Raw genomic sequence first — 23336 nt, forward strand, 5'->3', positions numbered from 1 at the left:
ATGAAAATGCTGCAAGAGTATGTCTGTTTTCTGAAGCCGTGGTGAAGCCGCATTTACGAGCATCAACCAGCAGGTGATTTTCCGAAATTAACCAGCCAATCATTCATGTCTTTATACTTGCTGTAAAGGGAACTTTCATCCCGGTATTTCGGACTTATGGAGCATGCATATTCTGTGTAATTCAGACCGGCTGTATCGCGGTCGAGAAACAGTTTTATTTCCTGATAGGACTCCATGATTGGTCGTGATTTTTCGAACAATGCGATGCCGTTAAGGATGAGAAAATCCAGTGGGAAATCCAGTCTCGGCGGATGGATATACATGAAGGATAGAAAGTCAAAAAAGCCTTCGAAAACACACAGGATATTGGAGCCGTTTTTGAAGGTGGAAATAGCCTTTGGGTGAAGGCAAATTTTACTGTATGCAGAACGGACTTCATAACCGTTCGCGTCGTTTTTAAATCCGATACCAAAGTATTTACGATCGTCTACGGTATACCATATTTCCCGGCAATATTCAGCAGCCAGGAAGGAAGGTATTTTGCGTTGCTTCAGGTAATTAAGCAGATTGTTATTTGTTAACTGTCTGATGGCTGAAATCTCAATTTTACGATCAGGATCAATGGCTATTTTGGAAGCGGACGCAGATGCCTTTGGAGCTATCGGGAGCAGGCTTTGTGCTTCGATAAAATCTTTAATGGTACACCCGTGAAAACGGATTAAAAAATGAATGATTCCGCCGCCGGTTCCCCGACCGTGATCATACCAGACATTCTTTTTTCTGTTGACCTTAAAAGATGCAGTTCTTTCGTCTGCTAAAGGGGAAAGATACCAATAATCATTTCCTGATATGCGCACCGGCTCATGCCCTTGTGATGACAGATAATCTACCAGATCGATCTGCAATACCTGATCTATATCAGGATTATTAAATCTGTTATTCATACTTCACGTTTCTTAATTCACACAGATTGTTATGATATCCAGCAGGTGCGGTTGCCGGTTGACAGCGTTATAGTCCTTTTCGCCTTCTTTTGGCTCTTCTTTTATTTATAAATTGATCAAATTCCTTTGAGGCTCTAACTCGCTCTTGGTGGTAGGAGAGGTCTTTTTTATATTGGTCACTAAGGTCGTCAGTTTTGTCACCGAATGCGGCTAATGCGCGCTCAGTAAGTAGTCTCCCTTTTACAGTATGATTGAAATAGCAGTTTACCTTATCATACCGATCAAGCACTGTTATGGCTCTTTCGAATTCATTCAGACCGGGAACAATAAGGCTGTCATTATGATCACCAAAAATATGCAGGTTATCTTTTTGGCATGTAAGGAAATCCAGTTGATTATTAAATAAATTAACTTCTCTGCCATTATTCTCCCATAATGTATACTGCAGGCTACCAGTTTTTCCATTTTCATTCGGCCCGATAATCTCATAATTACCGGTAGGATTTGGACATCCTAAACCTTTAAATTTCTTTCCATCCCTTTCACAGTTTAGTTCTACCAGAAACTGGTTCGCTATTGTTATAGGAATGTAGTTCTGTTGTAAGAATAAGATCAAGGCAGGTGTTTTAATTTCTGTCTCAATGTCGATGACATTAATGGTGCCTTTAAAGGGCCAACCCATTTCGGAAATAGTTTTTTTATCCATTGTTTTAAAAATTAACGATTTTATGCAGGGTAACAGGGCGTCCTGACATCACCAATGCATTTTATATTCCTTTGCTTTTTTTATGAGCCAGATCGCGCCGTTCTTTGTTGCCGATTTCAAGGCAGTAATCGGTGAAAGAAATATTCTTTTCATACATTTTACCGAAGTCTTTGGCTCTACCTGAAAAGAGAAGTGAGGTGCAGTTTCGCAATGCGTCACCCTGTTTGGTGTGATCAAAATAGAGATTCAGTTGCGCGTACTTTTTGATGTTGGGTAAGGCTTCCATCAATTGATCCATATTTGCGACGATAAGACTGTCGTTCGGGCCTAATTTGGAGTCTTGAAGTTTTTGAACGCTGAGGAAGTCCAACTGGTTATTAAAAAGATCGATGCGCGGCTCATGTGAATCCCGGTGAGTGAAGGAAAGCGGCCCGGTATAGCCATTGCCTGCTGGGCCGATTATTTCCCAGTTGCCCGTTGGGTTCCGGCATCCTATAGCCGGGAAATTTTTTCCATTTCTCTCACATTGCAGCTGGGCGGTAAAACGGGCTGCAATTTTTTGAGGGATGTGCATCTGTTTCAAAAACTCAACAAGTTTTTGATCCTCTATAAACGGCGTGATTCTGACGATGTTAACCAGGCCAAGCTGCCGGGCCTGCGGTAAATTTTGATTTTCTTTTTCCATACACATTAATCTTTTACACGTTGAAATCAATATCGACACGAAATTAAATAGTTAAGATGGCTTTAACCTATCCTGACTAAATTTTGATTAGGATCGGTATTGGTAAGAAAAGTAGTTTTGCTAAGGTGAAAATGAAAATGTGAAGTATGATGACAGCAAGTGAAGTAGCGAAAGTGCTGGACACGATTTTGAGTAGTCCAGGTATGAATGATGCGGTAAAAATTGACATCAAAATCTCCCGCAGGAATGTACTGGTGCTTAGCCAGCTCATTAAAAAGGGGCTTGGCGATGATCAGGGGAGCGTCCTCGGTTTAATTGACCATTTGCCGGATGATGTCGGTAAGGAAATGGAAGCGCTGGCCAATGACTGCCTTTCAAAAGCGGGGTTGGCAGAACTAAGCAGTAAATTACAGGGGCTTAGTACCAAATGAAAAAGGGAACCAAAAGGTTCCTTTTTTCATTCAGATGCCATTATGATCCCAGTGATTAGGTGCATTAACCGTCTGTCAGAAATGAGCATTGAAGTAATTTATCAGCAATAAATAAATACCGAATGCTAAAATCAGTAATCCTATAATGCGGAATATAAATTCTAATATTTTGATCAGGATGAAAGAAAAAAAGTTGCTGAACACTTGTGTACCACCCCACGAGGTACGATCAAAAATTCTTTTCCTGATCCATAGGAGAATTATAGTTCCTATAATGATGCCGATGATGCCGTATATCTGAATATGTGTGTCCATAATATCATGTATTGTAGGTGAAAATTTACCGGGGCTATGTGATTACCCGGCTTTCCATAGCTGCGCGTTTTCTTTGCTTCTTACTTTGAGGCGTATCAAAGAAAGAAGGCCGGAGCGTGGCTCCGGCTGCTTCCCCGCATCAGCTATTCTTCTTCTTCAAAAACTTCAATTTCGTCGTAACCTTCTTCTTCCTGCTCCGCCATGCGTTTCTTTTTTGCAGCCAGTGAGGTTAATTTTTTATTCATAAACTGGATGCGTTGCTTCACCCTGCTTTCCCGCTTTTCAGTAACCGCTTTCTGGTTTTTTTCTATGCTAGCCACATCTACACCAGCGCTGTCGGCCAGCTTATATAATATATGGCCGAAGAAGTCTTGCACGTTTTTGGATTGATCATTTCCGGTTACGGTAATGCGTATCAAATAACAAAATTCTGCTTCTGTTAAATCTCTCAACCTGTTGTATATTTCTTCTACAGGTATGTTTTTGAGACGATCTCTATCAGGAAACAGGAATTGCATGATAGCATCTTTTGTGTGCCAGTTCATGGCATTGATCACCAGATAGCGGGAGGCAACCATATCCGCTTCCAGCAATTCCCTATTATTATCCATTTCCGCAAAGAAGGCTAACGATTGTGTGTGTACTTCTTTCTGTACCTTCTCCCTGTCCAGTTCTTTGTTTCTGATTTCACGATCGTTGATACGCTTAACTTCTGCGTTCAGCAATTCTTCGTCAGCCGTGCCGTTTTTGATCGCAAGTTCAACGTCTTTTGCGGTAAATGTTGGGGCTTTCTCCATCTGTTTAACACGAGGAAAGAAACGATATGGTTTGATTTTGAGGCCATCATAAATGATACCATTCACTGCGTCCGTTTCCAATTTCAGACGATAATCAGCCAATTCAGATTTGTATTCGTCGAGGTCTTCGTTATATCTGACTTGTCCTGTTTCAGTCAATGTTTCACCGTCTGTGCAATCTTCGTCATCGGTATAGTAATCATTAATATCCGGCATCTTTGGTTCGCGACATTCGTTCACCTGCCAGATCGTATAAACGGGTACTTCTTCGGCTCCCAATTGTGGCAGGATCTGTTTTAGATGATCGGGCATGTGGTTGATAAAAACTAATGCTTCCGGCTTGTATTCTAAAAATGCAGCCGAGAACATCAGGAGAAAGTGCGCATCACATTTCTTTTGGAAACAGGACTTGTTAGAACATACAGCGGTATCGGCCATTTCTGGAAAAAGACTGGTAGTACAAGCTGAATTGTGCGGGCAACTATTGCAGCTGCCTGCATCTGGTATCAGCTTGTCAGCCTCTATATCAAAGGGTGCTCTGGTAAGATCACAGCGAAGCCGGTTGATCTCCCAATTAAAATCACGGATTTTGAAATTTTCATTCTGCCAGTTCTTACAGCAACTCTCAAAAAATGCCTGCTGCGCATCGTTGCTTAATGCAGATAGTTCGAATGCCTGCTGTATGGTCAGTTTATCCTCCCATAGAATATCTTTAATTTCATCGATCAAAGCAGACAAACTTTTACGCGCATAAACAAATTTTTCACTTTTACCAATACGCTGCGCAATTTCCGCTACGCTCATACCGGTTTCAATCATTTCACAGATTACTGCGGATTCATCCAGCGGGTGTTGGTTTTCCCGCTGTAAATTTTCAGACAATTGTATTTCGCGTACCTGTGTATCGTCCAGATCAACTACTTTACAGGGAATGATTTTGATACCACCAAGCCGTGCAGCCATCAGCCTGCGATGGCCCACAATTAATTCATAAAGTTCACCTTTTCTCCTTACCGTTGGTTCATGTATGAATCCTTTACTAACGAGTGATTTCGCTAATTTCTCTAAAGATTCCTGACTGTATTTTCTCCGCTTGTTCATAGGTGAAAAATCAATCAGTTCTTCATTGATGGGTTGAATTGGAGCATCTGATTTAAAGATTTGAGAAATCAAGTCGTTTGCGGGTGTAGTTGTTTCAACAGCTGCTACGGTTTTCTTAGTATTGCGATTACCTTTCATGATATTGGTGTTAATGGTGAGGAAAAATAGATGTGACAGAAGGTTGTAAGAACCTGCCATTTAAAATGGCAGGTCTTCAGTTTGTAGTGTTTCAGCTGGTTTAGTTTCAGCTGGTACGGTTTCGGAAGTTGAAGAACTCGGGTTCCTTCTGGCAGTTCCAAAGAATTTGCAATCTTTCACAAATATGTCTGCCTCACCCCGTGCAGAGCCTTGCGGATCATTCCATACCTTGAATGAAATATCCCCGTAAATTTCTACGTTGTCCGCTTTCTTCATATAGGAAGCTACCTTCGTGTCAGTGTAGTATCTGCAAGAAAAAAAAGTGGCCTGTTGTGTTACTACACCTTCGTCATTCTTAAAAGAATTGTTGACAGCAATTCGAAAGCCTACAAATGGTTTCTTGCCGCTTGGTGTGATGATCTTCGCATCTGCTACTAATGTTCCTGTGATTGTCATTTTCTTACGTTTTTAAATGAATATTTTTTTCTTTTTCTTTTTTCCTCTTATCAAACCTTTCCGGTGGATGGGGTAAAAAGACAGCAACTGAATCATGGAGTTCTGCTAACTGTTCGCCGGTAAGTCCCTCCGGGTAGCTGGACTAGAGCGTAGCGTCCAGCTATTAAGGAGGCGAACTTTTAGCAGAACGGAATAGTTTCGCTGTGCTTTTTACCCTTCCACTGGAAAGAAATAGCAGGAATAAATGGGTGTTCCAGGAGCAGTTATCAGGCAGGAAGAACAGATAGAAAAAATAAATATTCGATGAAGACTGGTTACTTTATGGGCGGGAGTGCTAATTATAGTTACGCAATGTTTCCTGCATTCAGGAAACCCAAAGACCATTTTTTTGATATAGAGAATATTCCCCTATCGACCTGACCCGTTATTCCGCAATTAGAAAAATTACGGCTGGTTTGTGTGGCGAATCATGAGCACGTAGTGCCATCAAAATAACATTTAAAACAAGCAATCTTCCCGGTTTCCCCCGCCGTGGAAAGGATGTTTATTGACCAAAAAATAAAATAATGACTGAAGGAAAAAACTTTAGCCAACAGGAGATTGCATTCATTCATTTACGTATCAGAAGTGAATTTTCATCATTTATTTATGAGAGAGTGTTAAATGGTGCTTCACCCGCAACATGCCTAAACTTTTGGGAGAAATTACTACGCCAAAACTTTTGTATTGAAGTAGTTGCTTCAAATATCAAAGCGCAAATACCAAATCGACATGATTTGATGCACCTGTTTTACGAATTATATGAGAAATGGGTAAAAGTCACCCTTCCCGAAGTGATAGACGGTGCATTGAAAACTGAGATTCAATATCGCAGTGATTCGCAAAAATCATTGCTTCCCAAAGAGCTAACGTTTGACCAGCAGGAAAGAATGGTAACCAAATATGGCAAGATGGAGCAGGGCTGCTTAACCTTTAGATTATCGAAGCATGTTGATGTTGACAGGTTAAACAAAATGCTGGAAGAAGCAGGAATGCTATATCATGATTTGATGAATATGTTCATGATGTTGGTCTTTAAAATTAATCTTGATGAATACCGTTATGATAAGTCCTTTTATACGTGGCTTGCTCCTGCCTTGATATCGAAAGTAAATTCATATTCGGATCTCGAAATGGGCAATGATGATATGACGGGTGGTTATTTTATCGCATTGAAGGGTAAGCTAATAATTCTCCGACAGATCGAAAAAATGCTACATTCTTTGCCAGGACGAAAGCCAAGCACCTGTTGGGAAAAACTGTTAGCCAAGCTGCAATTTGCATCTTTTTTTATTCCAATGTCAGCAACATTTAAAGCAATTGAATTTACAGCGATTGAGCAAAGCAATTTTTATGAGAAATATTTGCCATTTGCTGATCAAGTATTAATAAACTCAATATCCAAGACGGAATTATTAAGAATTAAATAAAATTTCATGGTTAAAGAAACAGCAATTAAATCCTTTACACCACCAACTGTAGGTGATTTATCTCCGGTAATGGTTCTTGCCGAGCGGTTTGATGACATTATCAGATCAAAGGCATTTAACGGTTCAGAAATAAGTATCTTGACTTATTTAAACTACTTACTCGAAATACCAGACCTTGAATCACTTGTTAAAAGAATAAGAGAATCACTTGGAAATGCTTCACTCAAAAACCAGTTTAATGATTGGTGCAAAGAATTGCGGATTTGTGCAATAGATCATCACGAGATCATGCAATTTATTTTCGAAAAAATCTCCTGCCGTGTTAATGAACTGATGGAAGTGCAACCGGGCTTGTTATCAGATGGGCAGCAAATTGAAGTGGTGAACAAATTATATTCACTACCGGTGATTGAAATGACGCTTAAGTTTCGGGAAAGTGACGTTTTTATGGTGCAGGATGATTTTGACGATCGTGTCGATCAAATGATAGTCCTTGCCTACGAGCTGTTGTTGGTATCCCAATACAAGGTTTCATTAGGGTCTTTTGGATACGAAAGAAATTCCTACACCCAATTAAAATTTGCATTACGAAGAGCAGTTGACTATCAAATAGAGGATTTTATTTCAAATACAGGAATAGATAACAAAGCCAACGAGGTAGTGTTTTATGGTCTAAAATGCATCATAGAACCTATTAAAGATGTAATCGTCACGCTTTTAGATATGGATAAAAAATTACTTCAAAATACGAATCTTTATGAACTGAGCCGAATGTTTCCCCATTTCTCCACAGCAATTGAAGAGTTAGATTATAGCACATCAGAAAAAGTAGCGTGTCGTACAAAATTTAGCGGCTTTTTGGAAACGTTTAAAAAGATTATCGAGTTCGATCTGATCCAAGAGTTACCAAAAATAAAAGAGATCCCTCGTTTTTAATAAGGGCTTTAATGCTTTGTTGGTGATCCCTAAAATCCTAATCACAAAATGCGAATAATTAAACTTTTACTGCTGCTGCTATGGTTTATTCTTCCGTCTGGCGAAAGCTATTCTCAGTACTACTTCTACCGTACGAAATTGGACGCGGGGTTGATACTGGGATATGATTTTTCCAGATTGAATCTGACATCCTATTCTGATATGTTCCAGAAACGCATAGGCACACCAATTCCTTATTTTCATTTCGGAGGTTATCTGAACATTCCCTGGGCAGGTAATATGGCGATTAGTACAGAATTGATGTATGCGCGTTATGGGTTAAATTATCGCTACACATCAGCCATGTACAACCTGCCCGCTGGTATCAGCTATGATTTAAATAAGGAGAGAATCCAGTATTTGATCAATAATGTTTGGGTTAGATGCAAATACGGCAAATTCGCACTTCAAGGCGGCATTAAAACTTCCTACTTATTACATTCATCGGGAACAAGAGGCAATATCACTTGGTATCGCCCTCATGATGATTTGTATCAGAAATGGAATGTTCGGTTACTGGCGGGTGCAGAATATGCCTTTTTAAATGGTGCAGTAACAATTTATTTCCATTCAGGTATTCCCATATTCTTTGACAAGAATATTTTATCCGCTAATTCGGCTTCCAATGCTTTTCCTAACAGTGATGAAATGCGGCTATTAGACTTGCAAATAGGCACGAAAGTCCGAATTGGCCGATAGTTGTGATTGATATTAATCTTAAAGTAATGAAACTAATTTTCGTAACCTTGTCCATTTTTTTCTTTGCATCCTGTAAGGTGCTATTTCCGTCACCGGCAACAATAATCAATAAAGATGTTTTTTATGTAAATGACTCGATGGCTGAAATTAATCATCCATCACGATTTGGGGGCCGCATAGATACTGCTTTCAGTGATTTGATTATTGACATCGTTTCTGCTGTAACTTATGATGATCCGATGATGCGGGATAGTTTAATAACAGCGGTGGGGAACTTTTACAACTTCGCGCTAATGGGGCATTTTCAACGGATTTTGATAAACGTTCGGAAAACAAATTATGGCCCCGTAATTAAAACCCTGATTTATATTCCCGGCAAGTTCCGGTTCAAGCTGATCCTTGATGACAATAAACGAGAAAGGCCCGATTGGGTCGAGCCTTTCTTGGGTGTGTATAATTATCATTGGCTCAAACCCCAATGGCCATCAAATGTAAAATCGGCAGCATGTTCACTCGAATCTTTTGCAATACCGGGGAACAATTCCGCAAATGGCGTAAGGTCCGAATATGATACCTGATAGCGTACATGTGCGTGGGTCTTGTCCTTTATTTCTATGCTTTTGATTTCGCTGACAACTTGCCGCGCAATGTAGACGCGGCAAGTTTTGGCCCCTTTCGCAGGGTGTTCCGCCAAATACTCTTTACTTTTTTCCGTGAGTTGAATGATGGGTTTATTGATATCATTTAGTGAATAAGGGGGGAGTTCTACATAGCCCTCAGCAGCCAGTTGAGATGACTTTAATTTTGCGTATAAAGACTCGTCGGTGAGCTGAAGATCTTCGCTAAGATTCTTATTATACTTCTTACTGAGAATCTTTTCAGCATCTCCTTTTTGCAAAGTAGGCTCACTGCAAGCGGATAAAAAAATCGCAATTACTGCTCCGAAAAACATCGTTTTTTTCATGTCATTGAATTTTGTGATTAATGGCATACTACGGTGCGGGGAAGTACACTTTAATTAAATTAACGAAAAAGACTGTAAAATATGACGTTTTCATACTTAAAAAAAACAATCATTCTTTGTTGCTGCAATACCAAAATGTACCTGTCCAGAACATTGAATACTGGTAAATTCACTTTCGAAAAGCATGAGCATACTATACACAGGTTTTTGATGTTGTTGATTACTCTGTATTTCAATATGCTCATCCCGACCTCATGCAACTCGCAATCGGTAAACGATAGCATTCAGTATTCTTTAGATAATCCCGGCGTTTACGCTTTTACAGATAGGTCTATCTATATGCCTGGAGAGGATATCAACGCATTTATTTACTTAATGAATGCATACGAATCCTCGGTTCTGAAGTATAGCTCGGTTTACGTGTGCTTGGTTGATCCATATACAGATTCTGCAATTGTTAAAGCAGATGCGCTGCTCGATGGTACTGCGGCTCAAATGACCATTCATCTTCCTCTTTCTATTCCTCCCGCTGATTATTTGCTAAAAGTGGTCACGAATGAATACGCAGAGGGTATGAAGGAAAATATCTTCCGATCATTAATTCATATTCGCACTACAAAGCAACCTCCCATTCATAGAGAACCAATTAAAGTTTACAGTGAACTCTTAGATGAAAGAAGGCAGGATACACTTCAGTGGAAAGTGCCTGCCAATTTGCACGCAGAAGTTATCCCGGTAAAATCGATATATAATACGCGAGAGTTGGCTCAGTTCAAAGTAACGTTACGAAATGCAGAAGGCAAACCGATGGAGGGTTCATTTATCGCAACCTGTGCGTTAAGCAGCCGCGTATTTCCTAACGAAGTCGATATTTGTAAGTATTATTACTATAATCAGTATCTCGAAAACTATTTGCCTATGAATTGGAATATGAATACGGCTACAGATAGTATAAGAAAATTAGGGAAAGACATCCGGTTACACAAATTTGCACCTCGACAGTATAGTAACTTTTACCCCATTACTGGAAATGTAAGACTTAATGGGAAATTGCCGCAAAAACCCTTGGTAATTACCGTCGCAGAAAATCTTTGGTCAACCAAGACTGATTCGCGAGGCAACTTTAAATTGCCTGATATAGCTATCGGGCATGGATCATCCAGTTATGTTACCGTTGTACCTTCTGAGGATCGACGTTCCAGGTATCAGGTCACAGTAACTGATCATCGGGATTCCTTGTATCAGGTCATTGCACGCACTAAGCACCGATTTGAAACGAGGTCAATCCCGGATTTAATACCGGAAGATGAATTTAGTAATCCATTTTCCTTAAGTTTCAAAGACACTCATACCACTTTAACCGAAATCCCTATAGATCAGATTGAACCTTATGCAGATAGCGGATGTGATGCGACAGTCTGCCGGGAACTAGGTGTATGGAAATGCAATTTTCCAATGCATCATTTAAAAACACCCAACATTGGGCAGACCTATAGCGATGGACAGTCTATTTTTAATTATGTCGGATGCCCTGAAGACAATTTATCGGCAGATTGGTTTAAGAAAGTACGTGCGATACCTAGCTGGATAGAATTTTATTCACCGGATTTCGGTCGCGAAACATTTCCTGCACCTCAAAAACAGGGCACATTATATTTCCATACCGGCTGGATCTGGAAAGAAACAGGCGAAGGGAAGTTCGAATTTTACACCAATGATCTGAAAGGAACATTTATTGTTTTACTGGAAGGATTCAGCAATGAGGGGCCATTTTCTGCCCAGGCAACTATAACGGTGAAATAAAAATAATTTTACCAGAAGATTGTGCTGGCCAGGGAGATCAGTAACCAACTTATGGTGGTGAGTCGTTCTCTTAATATACTCAAGGCATTGGAAACTTGCTTTTTAACGGTTCCCTCCGCTATATCCAGCGTTTCCGCTATGGTTTTGTGGGAAAGGTCTTCATATCTGCTCATTTGAAACACCGCGCGCATTTTGGGCGGCAAGGAGGCAATTTCACGCTCTATCAGCACTTGCAGTTCCTTGCCGTCAAGCGTGTGTTCAGTAACGTTACTGTAAAAATCTTCAACCTTCAGTGATGATAGATAGCTGTTCCTGCTTTTCCCCTTCCGGATCAATGAAATTACATCATTCCTTGTTGCACGCATCAGCAAATGGGGCAGCCGTGTATCTTCCCGGAGCGTTTCCATTTTTTCAAACAGCCAGCAAAAAACATCCTGAACAACATCCTTCGCCAGTTCTCTATCTTCCAGCATACGCCTCGCGTGATTGAAAACTAAAGGCCAATACCGCTTATAAGTTTCCTTAAAAGCTTGGTGATTGCCAAGGCGGAGCCTTTCAACCAATTCTTTTTCCGTTAGTAAACTATCATTAAACATGCAGGAACAGTACCAGATTACCAAATATAATAATTGTTATTAAAATCCAGGTAATTACAAATGCAACGGATGTCTAAAGAATTATGCTTTCAAAATATCGATCATTGTGCGCTTTCCCCTATCACAATGATAATACGGTTTTCTGACATTTATGTTAGCCGGATGTTAATGATCTGAATTATTTGTGAGAAATGACAAGATAGATGTTTAAACCCATAAATTTTAGGTAGAATTCTTAGCGTTTAGTCAATATCTAAATCGTTGATAATGAGATATAATTGATTTATATAATTGGAAAGATTACAACGGTTTCTTAAAACCGATATATTAATTATGGTCAGGACCTACATATCTGGAATGCCGGACTTAAAGAATTTACAATAGAGATATATAGCAGATGCTGAGAGGAAACACTCTGCTATGATATTTCAAATAAATATTCAAAGTCAAAAAGCAATTTATTCGAAGCAAAAAATATTTTGCTTTTATCTACCTCCTTAGCATTTCTCAAACGCCTTATATATAGAAACCAATCAAAAGATTGTCAATGATTGATCCGAAAGTGCAAGAACTGCTGAAACGGTACGAAGAAGGTTTGTGTACACCTGAAGAAAAAAAGGCCGTGGAAGCATGGTACAGTATTCATGCTGCGTTGCAACCTGAGCCGGTTGGCGAAGATTATCAGCAATTAGAAAAGGAACTGCAACACCGTATCCCGATGCCACCAGGTTTTGGCCACCTCGCCAGAAGATGGGCGATAGCGGCATCTGTAATAATTGGGATAGGGGTTGCCAGCTGGGTGTATTTCCATAAAGCCCCTGTAGTCCAGGAGCCGTTGGTTAACGATGTTGCCCCCGGAGGCAACCGTGCTACGCTGACCCTTTCAACAGGCAAGCGTATCGTCATAGACCAGCTTGCCAATGGTCGGATCGCTCAGGATGGCGGGGTTAGTATCAGTAAGTCTGCAAGCGGAAAGATTATTTACCATGCTGCGGGCGATCAGCCGGAGAGGGATTACAAAATGAATACTATTAGTACACCACGCGGCGGGCAGATCGAGGTGGTATTGCCGGACGGGTCATTGGCCTTTATGAATTCTGAAAGTACGCTAACATATCCGGTTCAATTTGAACCCAATGATAGAAAAGTTACTGTTACCGGAGAAGTCTACTTCGAGGTAACTAAGGACGGTCGGAGGCCATTTATCGTGGCCTCTCTATATCAAAAAATCAAAGTTCTTGGTACACATTTCAATGTGAATGCCAATAATGCTAAAGATCCTATGAAAACCACGCTGGCCGAGGGCAAGGTCGAAATTACCTTGTCCTCTACTGGCCAGAGGACAATTTTGGCACCCGGCCAGCAAGCCATTGCAGATCCCACATCTCTAAAAGTCATCCATGTTGACCCTTATGACTTCACTGCTTGGAAAGACGGCATCATCGTTTTCAAAGACACGCCACTGAAAGAAGCCATCGAGCAGATTTGCAGATGGTATGATGTAACTGCTGACGAGAGCCTGTCAGCCAGTAATGGCCTGCCGATCAACGCAGAGATTTCGCGTAAAACACCACTATCGGCTGTCTTGCATGCCCTTTCCAGTGGCACAGGCTTAAATTTTTATCTTAAAGAAAGGAGGATCTATCTGACAAAGTAACACATTCCCATTTCCAGCCAAAGACACAACAAAAAGCACCCGCATAAAAAAACCGGAATGTTGAGACCATCCCGGTAGGTGTAGTGTTTAAAAAAAATCGCATTACAGACTATTATTAAACTACTAACAACGCAAATGTATGAATAATGCTATTCATAACCATATCGCTATGCTTATTAACAGGCGATGTTCCAAGTACCACCAAAAATACAAACGGGCGTATAAATTTATTCTGACCATGAAAATTGTCATGTTTCTTTTAGCTCTATCCCTGCAAAGCTATGCCGCCGTCGTTAATGCTCAGAGCGTCAGCCTGAACTTTAAACATGCCACACTGCACGAAGTGCTTCGCTCCGTAAGGGAACAAACCGGGTACAGCTTCATTCTGAATGGTGACTTCAAATCAAAAGCAAGGCCAGTTACAATCATGCTGAAAAGCGAGTCCTTGCAGAGCGCATTAGATAAAATCTTTAAAGAACAACCCTTTACCTACATTATTGATCACCAGATCATCACTGTAGTTTCCCGTCCGGTTGTTGAAGTCCCTAAAAACCAGCCACCTCTTAAGGTGCAAGGGGTTGTAACGGATGAAGCAAACAAGCCGCTGCCGGGTGTTACTATCAAGGTGAAAGAAACAGGCGCGGCTACCATTACGAAAAGCGACGGGGCATATCATATTAATTGTGAACCAGATCAGACGCTAATCTTTAGTTTTCTTGGCTTCGAAACTAAAGAAGTACTGGTAGGGCACCGCGAAGTAGTTGACGTAACGCTCACTCCCAGCAATTTTAACCTCAACGAGACCGTCATTAAAGGATACTACAGCACGACCCGTGCTTTGAACACGGGAAACGTCACCACCATCAAATCCGATGTCCTGTCTAAAAATCCGGTCAACGACCTGCTAACCGCACTTGAAGGCCGCGTACCTGGCTTATTCATATCTCAGGTTAACGGTATGCCAGGGGGAGCGCTCACCATCAAGATGCGTGGGCAGAATAGTTTAAGAGCTGATGCTAACAACCCGCTATATATCATAGATGGGGTGCCCTTTGCCAACAACACACAATCTTACAGTAATACCCTTTCATTAGGCACCTCGGCAGGCGGGGCAAGTCAACTTAGCCCGTTTGCCAGCCTTAATATGGATGATATTGAACGAATAGAAATTTTAAAAGATGCCGATGCAACTGCTATTTACGGTTCAAGGGGGGCCAATGGCGTGATCTTAATTAGTACGAAGAAAGGCAGCGCCGGTCAGTCCAAGGTCGATTTTAACGTTTATCAGGGAGCGGGCAGAGTGTCCAATAAATTAGACCTGATGAATAGCCAGGAATACCTCAAGATGCGTAACGAGGCGATGGTGAATGATGGTGTCACTACTCCCGCAGCAACTGACTATGATCTTAATGGGAAATGGGGTGATCCAAATCAATACACCGATTGGCAGAAGGTGTTAATTGGCGGAACATCACACATCACGGATGCGCAAGGCTCTGTATCAGGAGGCAATGCACAAACACAATTTATGTTTGGCGGAGGCTACCGCAGGGAGACAACCGTATTTCCGGCCGATTACAGTGATGTAAAAGCATCAGGTCATATGAGTATCAGCCATTCCAGTGTTGACGGAAGATTCAAGAGCAATTTAAACGTCTCTTATGTTAATGACAATAACAGGTTACCCTTCCTCGATTTCACCAACTATATTCTTTACGCACCAAATACGCCCGCCATATATGATGACAATGGAAACCTAAATTATCAGAATTCAACTTTTAACAACCCACTCCGTTCCATTTATCAAAGCGCAAACAATCTCACCAAAAATTTGAATACTTCTGGTGACTTCAATTACAAGATCATCGAGGGTATGACCATTGGCGTGCGTGGCGGTTACAATATTATCAATCTAAGTTTCGACAAATTAAGCCCGTGGAAAGGCTCAAATCCAGCTACTACCGTCAATCCGGCTTTAAGGACGCATCTTTTCGGGTACAATGAACTTAAAACTTGGATATTAGAGCCTAACCTGAGTTATAGTAAAACACTGAATAACAACCGTTTTGACCTATCTATCGGGGGGACGTTTCAGCAAAATGACCAAAAAGGCATAGGTCAAATTGCTTCGGGATATAGTACCGATGCGCTGATCAGTAGCATATCATCTGCAACAACCCTGACTTTATTCTCAGACATTCAATCACAATATAAATACAACGCTTTATATGCACGACTAAGCTACAATTATGCGGATAAATACCTGATCAATTTGACAGGACGCAGGGACGGTAGTAGCAGATTTGGTCCAGGTAATCAATTCAGCAATTTCGGAGCAGTTGGTGTCGGTTATCTCTTTACCAATGAAAACTGGATCAAAGATAACTTGCCTGCCCTCAGCTTCGGAAAAATCCGTGGAAGTGTTGGCATCACAGGCAATGACCAGATACCAGATTATGGTTATTTAAGCACTTATAACGGCAATGGCACTTCCTATCAAGGTATAAGTATTCTCAATCCTACTCAACTTACCAATCCTAGTTATAGATGGGAAAAGGTGAAAAAATTAGAAGTAGGCTTAGAGGCAGGATTTTTAGACAACCGTATTCTATTAAACGTAAGCTGGTATCGTAACCGCACAGAAAATCAATTGGTTGGTTATGCCCTGCCATCAACTACCGGCTTTACCACTGTACAAGCGAACCTACCAGCCTTAATTCAAAATACCGGAACTGAAATTGAAATTACTTCTACAAACATTAAAAATAAAGATTTCAACTGGACAACTTCAGCTAATATCACAATTCCGAGGAATAAACTGATCGCTTTCGATAACCTAGCAGGTTCAAGTTATGCCAGTCGCTATGTTGTCGGACAGCCATTAGATATTCAATTGCTCTATCAATATACCGGACTTGATCCGGTGAAAAAGATATACACTTTTGAGGACCTGAATAAAAATGGCACACTCGATTATGGTGCAGACTTTAAACCTTTTTTCAAAGGACAAAGATTTTATGGCGGCGTAAATAACAACATAACATTTCACGATTTTCAGCTGGATTTCCTCGTCCAGTTTGTGAAGCAAACAGCCTATAAGCTGACCAGTGCGGCCGCTCCCGGTATCTACTTTAGAAACGGCTCCAATCAACTCGTTTCGACTGTTCCTTCTGATAGCCCTGAAAGTATTCAAAAATACACAGCTTCTTTCAGTACTCCGACTCAAACAGCAAATGCAAATTATCTCGTCAGTAACGGCGCACTTACGGATGCTTCCTATATCAGGTTGAAAAATGTGTCAATAAGCTACAAGCTACCCAAATCCCTATTAACCAAATATGGGGTTAAACAATTAAGAATTTATCTGCAAGGTCAAAACTTATTGACATTCACTAAATATAAAGGGCTAGATCCGGAAACTACTGCGTATGGAACAAGCGGTTCTGCTCTGCTAACATTACCCACGCTCAGGGTAATGACTGCAGGAATTCAACTTACGCTCTAAACACTCTCATTAATACAATCCAATGAAAAGATTCAAAATCCACATATCCATACTTTTACTTCTTCACCTCTTTTGCGGGTGTAAGAAGTTCGTCGAGCTGGATGCTCCTAAAACCCAACTGGTCACCAATAATGTTTTTGCTTCCGATGAGACGGCATCTGCTGCTTTACTAGGCATCTATGCCCAAATGGTAGATAATGATTTTACGCCGTACAAGATTGCTAATTACACTGGCCTTGCCGCTGATGAACTCATAACATATACTACCGTTAATCTGCTGGTTTATCAAAATTCATTACGTCCAAGTGATGCCGTGACAAATTCAATCTGGACTAATGCGTATAGTTTCATTTACCAGGCAAATGCTGTTTACGAAGGATGCAATAATTCAACAACTTTGAGTACGGCTGCAAAGAAGCAGATCATGGCAGAAGCTATCTTCCTGAGATCTTACTGGTATTTTTATTTAATCAATTTATACGGGGATGTACCATTATTACTCACATCTGATTACACAAAGAATGCTACCATCGGAAAAACTTCCCAAAATGATATATATAATCAAATCAGCAATGATTTAAAATCTGCGGAGAATGATCTCAGTGAGAATTATGTTGGTGCAAACAGTATTAGTACTGGTACTGAACGCATCCGTGCCAATAAATATGCTGCGGCTGCCTTATTAGCAAGGGTGTATCTGTATCAGAAGAAATACCCTGATGCAGAAGCACAAGCGACAATAGTTTTAAATAACAAAACTTTATATGATTTAGTTGATCTAACGCAAGTCTTTTTAAAGAACACCAAAGAGAACATTTTACAAATACCCAAACCATCACCAACAAATAATTTTAATACTTACGAAGGAAGCTATTTTATTTTAACCAGTAAGCCAGGCGATAACTTTATTAACTCTAGCGTTATTAGCGATCGGCTAATGTATGCTTTTGACAGTGCTGATAAAAGAAAAAGCGCTTGGGTTGGAACTTTCACTGATAATTCCGTCACCCCCAGTGTAAATTACAATTATCCTTATAAATACAAAGCGTTCAACACGGCTACGATCTCTGAATATTCGACGGTGCTAAGAGTTGGGGAACAATATCTAATAAGAGCAGAAGCACGTGCAAATCAAAGTAATTTATCAGGTGCCATTAGCGACATAGACATGATTCGAAACCGGGCAGGATTGCCGCTTATCGCAAACACCAACCCAGGTATCAACCAAACAGACCTAATTACAGCTATATTAAAAGAACGTCAGGTAGAATTATTTGCAGAATGGGGGCATCGCTGGATGGATCTTAAACGTACCGGCAACATTAACAGTGTCATGTCTGTGGTAACTCCTGCAAAAGGAGGACCTGCTTGGAATAGCAATATGCAATTATGGCCTATTCCTCAAACAGATATTGCTACTAATCCCAACCTAAAACAGAATCAAGGCTACAATTGAAGATTATGAAAAGTTTACCAATAATCGTATTTAGCTTTTTGTTTTTGAGCATTGCTACATACGGACAAGATATTCATCCTAAATATCCTACCATAGGTGACAGCTTCCCTTATTATAATTTTACTGATCTAGTTAATTATAAAACTAAATCAGCAACTACCAAAGATTTTCGTGGAAAATGGTTGATCGTTGATTTTTGGGCTACATCATGCAGTGGGTGCTTACACAGCTTTCCAAAGATGGACTCGATTGCAAAAGAATACAGGGATAAAATTCAGATCATTATGATCGGTGTAACTAAGTGGACAGCTAGAGAAGATGTTAGAAAATCAGAAAAACTTACTAAAGATATTTACGGAAGATTAGAAAAACTGCATAATTTAAACATTACGACATCTTTCGACAGTACCGCGAAATTTAGATTTGGCCTCTATGGCCTCCCTCTAATATACGTCATATCACCTAATGGGGAAATAAAGGCAAAAGTAGTCTCCATCAATCGGGAATCTCTTAATGCCATTTTAGCGGGCCGAACTCCTTACATGGAAAGAGCCTATTCACAATTCGAAACGCTTGAAAATGCAAATTATGATTATAAACTTCCCCTATTAACAAACGGTCAAAATGCAAATGGAGGAATTGATACGAGTTACATATTTCGGTCAATACTCGTAGACTACGATAATTCAATGCCTAGGTATAATGCAGTGAATCTTTCAAGAGAATTCAATTCAAGCCCAAGTTTAAATCGTATTACAGTTTTTAATCATAATTTCAACGAGTTACTAAACATTGCATTTTTTGGAAAAGATGCTTGGGAAATCTGGGATGAAGATTATGAAGAACATTGGCCTAATCCAATTTGGGAAAACTCAAAGGGGGTAAATGAAGGTTTTTTAAAATACACTTACGAATTAGAGTTTCCAAAAGAATTTGGTTCAAGAGATTACCTTATGAATTCCATGCAATCTGATTTAAAAAAATACCTTGCGCATAACATTAGGCTAGAGAAACGAAAGTTGCCAGTGTATTACCTGATAGTATCGGATTCCTTAAAACTGAAGAAGATCAAAACGAAAGATAGAAATGCCTCGAGATTTGCAAAGATGACTTTTGACGGCATACCGTTTGTAAACTATCCTTTCAGAAAGTTCTATAAACAACTTGTATTAAATATGGAGCTTAAATATCCAGTAATTGATAGTACTGGATTTCAAGAAAATATAACTTATTATTTTAAAGCCAATATGGTTGATCCTCGTGACATTGCGGAAAAACTTAATGATATTGGATTGAAGTTAATTGAAGGCAAAAAGGAAATGGAAGTAATTATAGTTGGAGATTGAATTAATATCTATCCTATATTTTTGTATTTAAGAGGGAACTCATTGTCGACTGAGTTCCCTCCTAAATTTATTTGGTTATCAACTTGGTCTTAAGGAGTTTGTGCAAGTATTATTTGAGTACAACTGTGCTCCAAAAGAATCGCCTTGTGTTCCTAAGCAACCAGTTCCTTGGACGGTACAAGTTTTGTCAGCAGTTGTTGAAACACATTGGCCCGCTGAGATATACCAATAAGCTGCCCTGTGGGTATTCTTAGTAGCAAAAGCGGAGGCACCAGCTAATAACAGAGCGGAAATGCCCATTAGGATTTTTGAATTTTTCATATTTTTTTGTTTTTGTATGTAAATGAATAAAAGCTCAAAGAATAAAGTAAAATTTCATCATCCCTCTCTCATAGGTGTGGTACAGTTTGAATTAAAATACAATTAGCTTCCAAGCGATTCTGGCTGTGTGCCAACACAACCTGTACCCGTTTGGGCACAAATCTTATTCGCGGTAGTCGTGGTGCATACATCTCCTGTTATATACCAATAGGTTGCTCTATATGTATTTTTAGTAGCAAAAGCAGAAGCACAAGCTAATAACAGAGCATAAATACCCATTAAAATTTTAGAACTTTTCATCAATATGTTTTTAGAATCAACAAATAATCAAACCTACTTAGCGCAAAGATTTTATTACTCCTTGATCGGGTTGAGACAGCAACTATCAATATAAAGTTGTCTGCCTAATGATTCACCTTGTGTTCCTAAACAGCCGTAACCAGGTTGTACACATCTTTTGTTTACTGTAACCGGCAAACAGCTATCCTCCTCATTGTGATAATAATACTGCCCCCCGTTATCTTGCCGATCTGCATCCAAATAGCCTATTATAAACGAAATAGCAGTAAACAATGTCATTATTCCTTTGGTAAATATCATAGCTTTAATTCGGTGGAAAAAGTATCTTGATAAGTCAATTAATGCTGCTATACCTCATCATTATGCATTTACTTGTTCCGTTCTTATGGTAAATCCGGGAATAGGGTAACATCCAAGCTATGAAATACTAATAGCGGAGATCACCTGAGTTATCGCGTTTATATCAGGCCGCTCGTCTACAGCATTATAGTAGCATTTACAAATTGCCTCAACCAATGGCGAAATTCCGATTTTACCGAATAACTCCGTTTGCAATTCTTCTTTGTCATCAATATGGAACCTGACCGGAGGAATGCCTGTAAACATTGCTATCATCATTCCTCCCAATGCGTAATAATCTTCTGCTGGTGAAGGCGTTTGTTTCTCTTTTTGTTCTGGTGACATAAATCCAATTGTTCCATCACCAAAAGGCGGCAAGGGATAATGCTGGCTTAAACTATAACACAGTTCCATATCGATCAGCACTAATTCGCCTCGCTTATTAATCATGAAGTTTGCCGGCGTTAGATCTCTGTGAATGTAGCCATGATCATGCAGCCGGTTTACACTTCTCAATACATCTGTCAAAACGCTGATTATAAATTGTTTTTTATCAGATGAAAGCTCCCGCCATGTCCTCTCTGCATAAATTTCCCTGAGCATCATATCCAAGGTGTCACCGGAAATACGCTCCATGACGAGATAAGTATCACCCTCGGATTCTATTAAATCAATGACCTTCGGCACACGTACAATGTACTTTAAGCGATCAAGTAAATCCCTCTGCCAGGTAAGCCTGTCCTTAACATCTCTACCTTTCATATCTGACCACATCAAATATTTGCCTTGTTTGATGATACACTTCTTTACAAGGAAAAAGTTCGTGATGTATTTTCCAGTAAAAACATTGCCTTTTCTATCTTCCTTAACAATATTCAGGATCATATACTTTCCGAACAGAACCTTTTTAAATTCATCAAACGGCTTGGGTAACGATACTTTAAATGGCCACATGTCCGGATGAAAAGGCTCCTTCCCCTGATATTCTACGTAGAGATTATCTCCAATTCCAGGAAGATCGGTAATTCGTGGTCCTTTATACAAGGATGTGATCTTTTTCAACTCTTCAGCCAATTCCGAATAACTGAAATCGTAGGGACAATAGATACTGATCACTTGCCCGAAGGTGTTATTGCCAACCTTGTCCTGTAATATGAAATTAGCCGACTCTATATCTTTTACCAGCCTAAAGGATAAGTTTTTGGAATGAATTATAGTTAAAACAGCGGGTATAAAATTTGCTAGCTGAGAAATGACAACTGAACAGTGAATGACCCAATTGCATTGTTCAGTATTGCCGTGATATATAAAGTAATCATCTTCGGAATACCCTAGCCCCATCTCTTTTACTATCAGCTCGTAATCATACTCCCGTTTTTTTTGTTTTAGGTTTTGGACCAGTTCCATTGGATACGTCTTTGAATTATGATTCCAGTGAGTGCCATTAATGTATACATCACATTAAGGATCAAATGATTATTCCATGTCAGATTTCGAATTAAACCTCCACAACTACACGGCGGTGAATCATCTGTAAATACGATGAATCCTACGTAGCAGGTGAAGATGATCATTAGTATAAATGCACCCCATAGCCCTTGCAGCCTTGTTCGTTCAAAAAATACCATAGCTGATATTCCCAATTCCAGCAAGGGCAATAGAACAGATAATATTCCAGAGAATTTGCTGATCAGCGGTGATCGTTTCAAATCCTCAACGAATATTGGGAAGATGAATACCTTGCTGAGTGCCGCATAAACAAACAAAAGAATGATTGCATAACAGATCAGTTCAATGGCATAGTTTTTTTTAATAACCGCTTTCATTATTGTAATTCTTTTATAGCATTATTCAACTGTGCTGATATCGGTTTCCCTTTGAAGATACCGGCAAGATTCTTTTTCCTGTCGTATAGTGCGATAAGCGGAGTGCCTCTCAACTTGTAAAAGCTGTAGCCGATCTGATCATAATCTTGTCCGATCACCACATTTGGATATTTGTCCATGTGATAGTAATTCTTAAAAATGGTGACCTTATTGAACGGTTCCATCGTTAAAAAGTAAAACCTAACATTCTTGAATTGATCCATTACCTGTAAAAGAGAATCGGTTGTTTGTTGGCAATCCGAACAATCCGCCTCAAAGTGGATCATGACCACCGGTGTATTATCTGGTATATTTCTGGTGCTTATAATCGTAGTACTATCTGGCAATCTGAAACTAAACTCCGGCATTCTGGCCATAGGATCTTGTTTACACCCTTCCAAAAAGCAAAGGCATAGCCAAGCCCCTATTGAGGTTATCAATCCTTTCATAAATTTGCGATGGGTTAAA

The 23336-nt window shown here is 39.9% G+C and carries 21 protein-coding genes; 9 read left to right on the forward strand and 12 right to left on the reverse strand.

Annotated elements, in window-relative coordinates; translation table 11 throughout:
• Positions 1-62: 62 nt before the first annotated feature.
• The 3 genes from SIO70_RS26390 to SIO70_RS26400 all read right to left on the reverse strand — a co-directional run bounded on the left by SIO70_RS26390 (position 63) and on the right by SIO70_RS26400 (position 2335).
• The gene (locus SIO70_RS26390) at positions 63-944 is read right to left on the reverse strand and encodes a toprim domain-containing protein (RefSeq protein ID WP_320575851.1); all 882 of its coding nucleotides are present in this window, start codon (positions 942-944) and stop codon (positions 63-65) included.
• Between the two features lie 67 nt (positions 945-1011).
• The gene (locus tag SIO70_RS26395; protein ID WP_320575853.1) at positions 1012-1650 is read right to left on the reverse strand and encodes a hypothetical protein; all 639 of its coding nucleotides are present in this window, start codon (positions 1648-1650) and stop codon (positions 1012-1014) included.
• A 61-nt stretch (positions 1651-1711) separates the two neighbouring features.
• Positions 1712-2335: a hypothetical protein gene (locus tag SIO70_RS26400; RefSeq protein ID WP_320575855.1), complete on the reverse strand. Its 624-nt coding sequence runs from the start codon at positions 2333-2335 to the stop codon at positions 1712-1714.
• A gap of 146 nt (positions 2336-2481) precedes the next feature.
• Between SIO70_RS26400 and SIO70_RS26405 the strand changes: the two genes are divergently transcribed.
• Positions 2482-2766 carry a hypothetical protein gene (locus SIO70_RS26405; protein WP_320575857.1) on the forward strand — a complete coding sequence of 95 codons (285 nt, stop codon included), beginning with the start codon at positions 2482-2484 and terminating at the stop codon, positions 2764-2766.
• Between the two features lie 458 nt (positions 2767-3224).
• Here the strand turns inward: SIO70_RS26405 and SIO70_RS26410 are convergent, their stop codons facing one another.
• Positions 3225-5117 carry a ParB/RepB/Spo0J family partition protein gene (locus SIO70_RS26410; RefSeq protein ID WP_320575858.1) on the reverse strand — a complete coding sequence of 631 codons (1893 nt, stop codon included), beginning with the start codon at positions 5115-5117 and terminating at the stop codon, positions 3225-3227.
• Positions 5118-5177: 60 nt separating this feature from the next.
• Positions 5178-5573, reverse strand: coding sequence for a single-stranded DNA-binding protein (locus SIO70_RS26415; RefSeq protein ID WP_320575861.1), 396 nt, complete (start codon positions 5571-5573; stop codon positions 5178-5180).
• A 566-nt stretch (positions 5574-6139) separates the two neighbouring features.
• On the opposite strand from SIO70_RS26415, the gene SIO70_RS26420 reads away from it, so the two are divergent.
• The 3 genes from SIO70_RS26420 to SIO70_RS26430 all read left to right on the forward strand — a co-directional run bounded on the left by SIO70_RS26420 (position 6140) and on the right by SIO70_RS26430 (position 8716).
• Complete coding sequence (locus tag SIO70_RS26420; protein WP_320575863.1) at positions 6140-7042, forward strand: hypothetical protein; 903 nt, start codon at positions 6140-6142, stop codon at positions 7040-7042.
• A gap of 6 nt (positions 7043-7048) precedes the next feature.
• The gene (locus tag SIO70_RS26425; protein ID WP_320575865.1) at positions 7049-7978 is read left to right on the forward strand and encodes a hypothetical protein; all 930 of its coding nucleotides are present in this window, start codon (positions 7049-7051) and stop codon (positions 7976-7978) included.
• A gap of 201 nt (positions 7979-8179) precedes the next feature.
• The gene (locus tag SIO70_RS26430; protein WP_320575867.1) at positions 8180-8716 is read left to right on the forward strand and encodes an outer membrane beta-barrel protein; all 537 of its coding nucleotides are present in this window, start codon (positions 8180-8182) and stop codon (positions 8714-8716) included.
• Positions 8717-9176: 460 nt separating this feature from the next.
• Here the strand turns inward: SIO70_RS26430 and SIO70_RS26435 are convergent, their stop codons facing one another.
• Entirely contained in the window at positions 9177-9680 is a 504-nt protein-coding gene (locus SIO70_RS26435) for a hypothetical protein (protein ID WP_320575869.1), read from the reverse strand.
• 210 nt (positions 9681-9890) lie between these two features.
• On the opposite strand from SIO70_RS26435, the gene SIO70_RS26440 reads away from it, so the two are divergent.
• Positions 9891-11483, forward strand: a complete 1593-nt coding sequence (locus SIO70_RS26440; RefSeq protein ID WP_320575870.1) for a hypothetical protein — start codon at positions 9891-9893, stop codon at positions 11481-11483.
• A gap of 8 nt (positions 11484-11491) precedes the next feature.
• Here the strand turns inward: SIO70_RS26440 and SIO70_RS26445 are convergent, their stop codons facing one another.
• Positions 11492-12079 carry an RNA polymerase sigma-70 factor gene (locus tag SIO70_RS26445; protein WP_320575872.1) on the reverse strand — a complete coding sequence of 196 codons (588 nt, stop codon included), beginning with the start codon at positions 12077-12079 and terminating at the stop codon, positions 11492-11494.
• A gap of 547 nt (positions 12080-12626) precedes the next feature.
• Here SIO70_RS26445 and SIO70_RS26450 point away from each other — a divergent pair.
• From SIO70_RS26450 to SIO70_RS26465, 4 genes are all read left to right on the forward strand, one after another.
• On the forward strand, positions 12627-13736 hold the full coding sequence (locus SIO70_RS26450) for a FecR domain-containing protein (protein ID WP_320575874.1): 1110 nt from the start codon (positions 12627-12629) through the stop codon (positions 13734-13736).
• Between the two features lie 139 nt (positions 13737-13875).
• The gene (locus tag SIO70_RS26455) at positions 13876-17241 is read left to right on the forward strand and encodes a SusC/RagA family TonB-linked outer membrane protein (protein WP_320575876.1); all 3366 of its coding nucleotides are present in this window, start codon (positions 13876-13878) and stop codon (positions 17239-17241) included.
• Between the two features lie 22 nt (positions 17242-17263).
• A complete protein-coding gene (locus tag SIO70_RS26460) occupies positions 17264-18697 on the forward strand; it encodes a RagB/SusD family nutrient uptake outer membrane protein (RefSeq protein ID WP_320575878.1) in 1434 nt (477 codons plus the stop codon).
• 5 nt (positions 18698-18702) lie between these two features.
• A complete protein-coding gene (locus SIO70_RS26465; RefSeq protein WP_320575881.1) occupies positions 18703-20043 on the forward strand; it encodes a redoxin domain-containing protein in 1341 nt (446 codons plus the stop codon).
• Positions 20044-20121: 78 nt separating this feature from the next.
• Here the strand turns inward: SIO70_RS26465 and SIO70_RS33525 are convergent, their stop codons facing one another.
• From SIO70_RS33525 to SIO70_RS26485, 5 genes are all read right to left on the reverse strand, one after another.
• Positions 20122-20364 carry a DUF6520 family protein gene (locus SIO70_RS33525; RefSeq protein ID WP_414017881.1) on the reverse strand — a complete coding sequence of 81 codons (243 nt, stop codon included), beginning with the start codon at positions 20362-20364 and terminating at the stop codon, positions 20122-20124.
• Between the two features lie 102 nt (positions 20365-20466).
• Complete coding sequence (locus SIO70_RS26470) at positions 20467-20664, reverse strand: DUF6520 family protein (RefSeq protein WP_320575883.1); 198 nt, start codon at positions 20662-20664, stop codon at positions 20467-20469.
• A gap of 417 nt (positions 20665-21081) precedes the next feature.
• Positions 21082-22410 (reverse strand): serine/threonine protein kinase, encoded by a 1329-nt coding sequence (locus SIO70_RS26475; RefSeq protein ID WP_320575885.1) that lies wholly within the window; start codon positions 22408-22410, stop codon positions 21082-21084.
• Positions 22389-22829: a MauE/DoxX family redox-associated membrane protein gene (locus SIO70_RS26480; protein WP_320575887.1), complete on the reverse strand. Its 441-nt coding sequence runs from the start codon at positions 22827-22829 to the stop codon at positions 22389-22391. Before SIO70_RS26480 ends, SIO70_RS26475 begins: the two co-directional genes overlap by 22 nt.
• Positions 22829-23245, reverse strand: coding sequence for a hypothetical protein (locus tag SIO70_RS26485; protein ID WP_320575888.1), 417 nt, complete (start codon positions 23243-23245; stop codon positions 22829-22831). Before SIO70_RS26485 ends, SIO70_RS26480 begins: the two co-directional genes overlap by 1 nt.
• Positions 23246-23336: the final 91 nt, after the last annotated feature.

Origin of the sequence: Chitinophaga sancti, assembly GCF_034087045.1 — a bacterium.
In the GTDB taxonomy this organism is placed as follows: Bacteria; Bacteroidota; Bacteroidia; order Chitinophagales; family Chitinophagaceae; genus Chitinophaga; species Chitinophaga sancti_B.